6 protein-coding genes are annotated in these 6,065 nt (G+C 52.3%); 4 read left to right on the top strand and 2 right to left on the bottom strand.

The window, feature by feature from the left end; translation table 11 throughout:
• On the top strand, positions 1-1,990 hold a 1,990-nt coding region (locus B9A12_RS16170), incomplete at its 5' end, for a hypothetical protein (RefSeq protein ID WP_212636982.1).
• A 115-nt stretch (positions 1,991-2,105) separates the two neighbouring features.
• On the opposite strand, the gene B9A12_RS17145 is transcribed toward B9A12_RS16170, so the two are convergent.
• Positions 2,106-2,276 carry a hypothetical protein gene (locus tag B9A12_RS17145; RefSeq protein ID WP_170920683.1) on the bottom strand — a complete coding sequence of 57 codons (171 nt, stop codon included), beginning with the start codon at positions 2,274-2,276 and terminating at the stop codon, positions 2,106-2,108.
• A 272-nt stretch (positions 2,277-2,548) separates the two neighbouring features.
• Positions 2,549-2,866, bottom strand: a complete 318-nt coding sequence (locus B9A12_RS18005; RefSeq protein WP_139796692.1) for a TSCPD domain-containing protein — start codon at positions 2,864-2,866, stop codon at positions 2,549-2,551.
• A 700-nt stretch (positions 2,867-3,566) separates the two neighbouring features.
• Here B9A12_RS18005 and B9A12_RS16165 point away from each other — a divergent pair.
• The 3 genes from B9A12_RS16165 to B9A12_RS16155 form a co-directional block, all read left to right on the top strand.
• Positions 3,567-4,106, top strand: coding sequence for a DUF6094 domain-containing protein (locus B9A12_RS16165; RefSeq protein ID WP_084059126.1), 540 nt, complete (start codon positions 3,567-3,569; stop codon positions 4,104-4,106).
• 162 nt (positions 4,107-4,268) lie between these two features.
• Positions 4,269-5,819, top strand: a complete 1,551-nt coding sequence (gene istA / locus B9A12_RS16160; RefSeq protein WP_084059125.1) for an IS21 family transposase — start codon at positions 4,269-4,271, stop codon at positions 5,817-5,819.
• Positions 5,810-6,065 (top strand): ATP-binding protein (locus B9A12_RS16155; protein WP_245802475.1); only part of this gene is annotated, 256 nt, incomplete at its 3' end. The genes istA and B9A12_RS16155, both read left to right, overlap by 10 nt.

Here is a 6,065-nt window from a genome sequence, read left to right as displayed (position 1 = left end):
CCCTTCCGATGCCCTCCATACGGAACAGGACATTACCATTTCGGGCCGGTTGGGAATGCAGAAAAAAAAGAACACCTATGCATACGATGCAAATGTAATGGGACAATGGAACATTAGGATGTATGAAGAAACGTCAGAAGGAGTAGTGCCCCTTGGAGAAACGGTGGCATGTAATCCGATAGATGGAACCTTTGAACTAAACCTTGGGCGCATGCCTGCCGGCACCCATAAACTACATGCCGTAGGCCAAATGCTTGATGCAAACGGATCGCCAACCGAACAAACCATCGAAAGCCGGCCTATCCGGATTGCTGTAAAAAATGGAAGTGCAATCCATGCCGAACTGGTCACCTACAACACTTCTGGTCCCGTTCCTTTTACACCGCAAATAAGCGTTAAGCTTGAAAACAACAAACAAAACAACGACCTAGATCAGGTGGTGTGGTATGTTTCCACAGATGGTGGAACATCATACCTGCCACTGGAGGAAGAAAGCAGTCGGAGTATCCGCCCCAAGCTGGATACAGCCGGAGTAAGACTTTACAAGGCTCAGCTCACAAACAAGTGGAGCGGTATAACTACAGAAACCGAAGCACTGGAAATCCAGGCATTTAATGTGCCCGACATTGTTATAAGTGGCCCAAATGCAACAATTGCGGGACACCCGATTACTATAAATGTAACTACCCAAAATGGAATTCCAAGCGAATATACATGGGAAGTAGTGATGCCCAAGGCAGAAACACCGGAAATATACAATGGGGACACAATAACACTACTTCCAGAAGATCCGGGCAGCATATACATTAAGGTGCAAGCAAAGCAGATTGGGGCGCCGGAAGGAAATACTAGAACAACAGCTACTGCATATGCCAGAATTCGCGTATCGGAACCCGAACTGCGTGGTGCATCCATCAAGGGGAAAAAATACATTGAAACAGGAAAGAGTTATACCTATACGGCACAAATCTTACCGCTATTTCCGAGTTCATATTCCTCGGAAATAACGTTGGCCGGCAAATGGATCCTGCCGGATGGTACCGAAGTTACCGACAACCAACTGGAATACTCCACACAGGAAGAGGGCAGACAGTGCTTGCAGTACAAGGTGTGGGTGGAACAAATGCCGAACATTACGCGGACGACGCAATACTGTGTTGTGGCGTGGTCCTACAAATGGCCCGAATGGAAGATTTCCACACGTGTGGTAGACAACCGCGTTCCTGCACTCGTGCGCTACCTGGTTATGCCAACCACGACCGATGGTTGGCGAAACATCCGAACGGAACCAATCAGCTACAGCTGGAACTGGCCTGAAGCTACAAAGGTGGTCAGGGACAACGGGTATAGTGCTGCCGTGGAATACCTGGAACCGGGGATATACCAGCCTGCGGTTACCATCACCGATACCCGAGGCAACACAACTGTGCTCCAACCTGACATGGTGGAAATTCAACCGGCACCGGAACTCAAGGCAGAACTTGTTGCTTCCCCGAACGACCGATGGGACAGGGCACCATCCGACGTATACGTCAGGGTAGTACTTACGAGCATCCCCAAAAATGATTACTTTAAGTCCGCACAGTACAAACTTAATGGGAAACCCGTTAAGGAAGGCAGGTATTCCACAGTCATACATATAGACGAACCGGGAGAGCATACAATCAGCGCTGTGATAAATACCCAGAACGGGGAACAGGCGGTAGCGACCGCACCGGTAACTCTAACACAAGGCGACAATCCGAAATGCGACATCCTAAGCTATGGTGACGGCATCGAAAGACTGGAGCTGCGGGCACGCTGCACCGTGGAAAAAGGTTACGTTGTTGAGTACCATTGGACCATAGACGGGGAACCTTTTTCCTACAGCTCCTCCAGACTCTCTTTCGCAAAGTCCGATTTGGACGAAGGTGTACACACCGTAGAATTGCGGGCCGTTACCGACAAGGGACAGGAGGGTACCGCAACCTGGACGAATCCCAACCTGTAATTCCAAAACCGTACCTGCCGGGGAATACCCAGCAGGTACGATATTCCGGTCACAAAAAAAACCCTTCCATTACGGAAGGGTTTTTTTGTGAATCAGAATATGTCACCGGTTTAATTTAATTGGCATACGCCCAGTCTTCGAAAAACAAATCGTATTCCTCCTGTTCCTGGTCCCACTCCAAACTTTCCCGCAGCTCATCCAGGAGGGGAGGAATCTCCTCATTTCGTTCCCGAAGGACCTGAACTGCCGCCTCAACCAGCATTTCCATCAATTCCATTGAAGACATGGCATCCTCCTTTCTGGCGGAGACAGAGGACACATGTCTTCCCCGTATTGCGGGGACATGTTCGCTTCTGTCCCCGCAATACGGGTTTATTGGTTTTATTGCTGTTGCTGGCAGGATCCGGATAACTTCTCGTTCCGGAACACCTTACCGTTTTCCGAATATGGTTTTAACCTTACGGAAAAGTATTGCTTTCCCTATTCACAAATAAGCAGGCGGTTGCGTACTTATCGCCGTAAATCATCGCTACACCGGACAGGTGATGCTGAACAAGCTCAAGCAGCACAAGACACATCCTTTGTCCGGCGGACCTCCACTTTCTCCAAAAGTATCCCGATAGCATCAATGCAGGATGTTACCTTGCGCCCTTCAGTCCAAAGCGCATTGGGACACTCAATCCCCTTCAGTTCCCTCGCACACTCTCCCAGGGATGCTCCGTGACGGAGTGCGATGTTGAGCGTGCGAACCATCGCGTGACATACGGCGGCAGGGCATGATCCGCCCCTGGAAAGGTGGGCCAGAATCTCTCCGTCCACGTAGGTGAGATGTAGAGTTCCGCAACCAGTACGAATCGAATACGTGGTACTTGTCATAACGACCTCCTTTCTGATCTGAACGGAGGCCGCATGTCTCCCCCAGCGGGGAGACCTCGGCCTCCCCTATCTGGGGCAGTTTTATTGGCGCTGCGACAGATTTGCTCGTCGTGCACCAACGACACACCGCAACGCTGCGCAGATACCAAAAAACTTTTCAAAGAACTACTGTATCGTAAAGGCATGCCGTTCTTTCGTCCATTTCGTAAGACAGAAAGTCATATCTCCAAGGTGAGATTATTCTCTCGTTCATAGCACCCTGAGCAATTTTTCTCACCGAAGCGTGACAGGCATGTTTTCTTTCCACACACATAACACCAACGAAGCATGCTGAATGGAAACAGAAAACCTCGCAAACAAGGCTTCAATTCTCTGGAATCGAATTGCGGGCCATTTTGACCACATGATAAATGAAACAATGAGATCGTTCTTTGAAAACTTTTCGAAGCAATTTATCTGCGTTCGGATGAGGGCTGATACAGCTCAAACATCCGCAACGCCAATAAACCCCTTACAACAAGGAGGAAAACATGAAGTAATCTTTTGGGCCTAGTAGAACCCGTCCGTTACAGACGGGGTATTGGAACAAACAACTATTCAACCCCGTGAAGGGGAAGAGCCGGCACATGCCTTCTCCCCCTTCACGGGAGACAAGTGCATCGTGCCAGCTCTTTCCCCTTCTCGGAAAGGAGGAAAGAACATGGCACGACTGGCAAGTCAGGCAAAGCTGGGGTACTACCCCACACCAAACGAGATTGTGGGTATCCTAAAGTCCATGCTGGACTTCGAGCCGGATACTCGAATCCTGGACCCTTGCTGCGGCGACGGCGAGGCCCTCGCCAACATTGCGGCAGGCCGTGCGGAGACTTGGGGAATCGAGCTGGAGAAGAATCGGTTCCTCGCGGCGCAGCAGCGCTTGGACAACGTGCTCCACGCCGATGCCCTGCGGGAAATTACTTATCAAGGACCGGCAGCTTTTGACTGCTTGTTCCTGAATCCACCTTACGGTTTCGAGCTGCTCCGCCTCGAAATGCTGTTTATCCGCAAGTACATCCGGTACCTATGCCCGAAAGGGTTACTGATTGGGATTTTTCCTGAATCGGCTTTTCGGGTGTATGACTTCCGGAAAACTCTTGCTGTTCTGAAAGGACTCGAAATTCGAGCCTTTCCCCCTTCCCTGTTTTGGGAATTCAGACAGTACGTGGTTTTTGTCATCTTTCGGCCGATACTGGTCCAGTAGATGTCAGCCAAACTGGTCCACGGATTTTCGGCCAAGGTGGTCCACTGATTTTCACCCGAGGTGGTCCAGTCGTTGTCGGCCGAAGTGGTCCAGTAAGGTGCTAGTGCGGTTCCTCAAAATCGGGCATTGTTTCCTCTCACCTACACGTGAGAGGAGCAGCCTATGGGCAAGCGGAGGAAAACGACCGTGGATATCCGGGAACTGTTGCACCGAATTCAGAAACGAGAAAGCGACCGTGCGATCGCACGGCAATTGAAGATGAACCGAAAGACGGTGGCCCAGTATCGGAGGTGGGCGGAAAAACATGGACTTTTGGAAAAGGAGTTGCCCTCGGTGGGAGAACTGAGCGAGTTGCTGGAGGAAACGTTCGCAAACTCCAAGCCTCCTCAGAACTGTTCCTCCGTCGAGCCTTTTCGACAAGTGGTGGAACGCCTACGCGGGCAAAAGGTGGAGGTTGCCGCCATTTATCAGCGGCTAAGGGAACGGGGATACCAGGGGAGCCTTTCCTCGGTTTATCGGTTTGTTCGTTCCCTGGAGCCCCATGAGCCGGATGCGATGGTGCGAGTGGAGACGACCCCGGGCGAAGAGGCCCAGGTGGACTTCGGCTATGCCGGCATGATGTTCGATCCGGAATTGGACAAGTGGCGCAAAAGCTGGGTCTTTGTCATGACCCTGTGCTGGAGCCGGCACCAATATGTGGAGTTCGTGCATGATCAGAAAATCGAGACCTGGCTGAATCTCCATCGCCATGCATTCGAGTACTTCGAAGGTGTACCCAAGCGCATCGTGCCGGACAATCTCAAAGCGGCCATCGTGCACGCTTGTTGGCATGAGCCACTGGCCCAGGAGAGCTACCGCGAGTGTGCGTTGCACTATGATTTTCTCATTGCTCCGTGCCGACCCAGGACTCCGAGACACAAAGGAAAAGTGGAACAGGGCGGGGTTCACTACGTCAAACGCAATTTCCTCGGGGGGCGTGAGCCGACAACGTTACAAAAGGCCAACGAGGATGTGCTTGCCTGGTGCAACACTACCGCAGGGCGACGCAAGCACGGGACCACGAAAGAGGTGCCCTTGGAACGCTTTCAGGTGGAGAAAAAGTGTCTCGGCCCACTTCCCCGCAGTCGATACGATGTGGCGGTCTGGAAAGAGCTCAAGGTGGGCCGTGACTGCTATGTGCATTTCGATAGCGCCTATTATTCCGTGCCCTTTCGGTTGGTTGGACAATCCGTGTGGGTGCGTGGTTGCATTGACAAGGTCGAGGTTTATACCGCCGATCACCAACTGATCACCACCCATTGTCGCGCCCGCAAGGCGGGAGAGCGCGTCACCAATGTGGACCATCTGCCACCGCACAAAGTGCCGGGGCTCACCGTGACGCGTGCTGGTTGCCTGGAAGAGGCCAAGGCCATCGGCACGTGCACCCATAAGGTGGTAGCAAGTTACCTGGAGCACCGGCCCGAGGACCGACTCCGTACTGCAGCCCGCCTGTTGCGATTTGGCAAACAGGTTGGGGCTGAGCGCCTGGAAGCGGCTTGCTCTCGTGCGATCCGTTTCGGTGATACGTCCTATAAAACGATCAAACTCATTTTGAAAAAGGGCTTGGAAGCGGAACCTGCCCCGGTCAGGAAAGCGGCACCCCCCGCGGAGACTTTCGTACGCACGGCAAACGAGCTGTTCGGCGCGCTCGTGGGAGGTGTCTCATGGAAATGACTCATCAGCTGATTTCTTTTTTGAAACGCTTGCGCCTGTCTGGAATTCTCGACACCCTCGAGTCCCGAAACCAGCAAGCCATCGACGGCAAATGGAGCTACGTGGAGTTTCTCTCGAGGTTGCTCCAAGACGAGGTGGAACGGCGGTCTCAAAAACAGCTCGCCCTCCGTATCCGCAGAGCCGGCATCAATACGACCAAGAACTTGGAAGGATTTGACTTTTCCTTCAACCCGGGGATCAATCGCC

This window comes from Desulfacinum hydrothermale DSM 13146, from assembly GCF_900176285.1.
In the GTDB taxonomy this organism is placed as follows: Bacteria; Desulfobacterota; Syntrophobacteria; order Syntrophobacterales; family DSM-9756; genus Desulfacinum; species Desulfacinum hydrothermale.
This window is presented reverse-complemented; position numbering and strand designations above follow the sequence as displayed.

Coding starts and splice junctions, on each gene's coding strand:
- B9A12_RS18005 (WP_139796692.1), bottom strand. CDS start 2,866: ATGACAAGTACCACGTATTCGATTCGTACTGGTTGCGGAACTCTACAT.
- B9A12_RS17145 (WP_170920683.1), bottom strand. CDS start 2,276: ATGTCTTCAATGGAATTGATGGAAATGCTGGTTGAGGCGGCAGTTCAG.
- B9A12_RS16165 (WP_084059126.1), top strand. CDS start 3,567: ATGGCACGACTGGCAAGTCAGGCAAAGCTGGGGTACTACCCCACACCA.
- istA (WP_084059125.1), top strand. CDS start 4,269: ATGGGCAAGCGGAGGAAAACGACCGTGGATATCCGGGAACTGTTGCAC.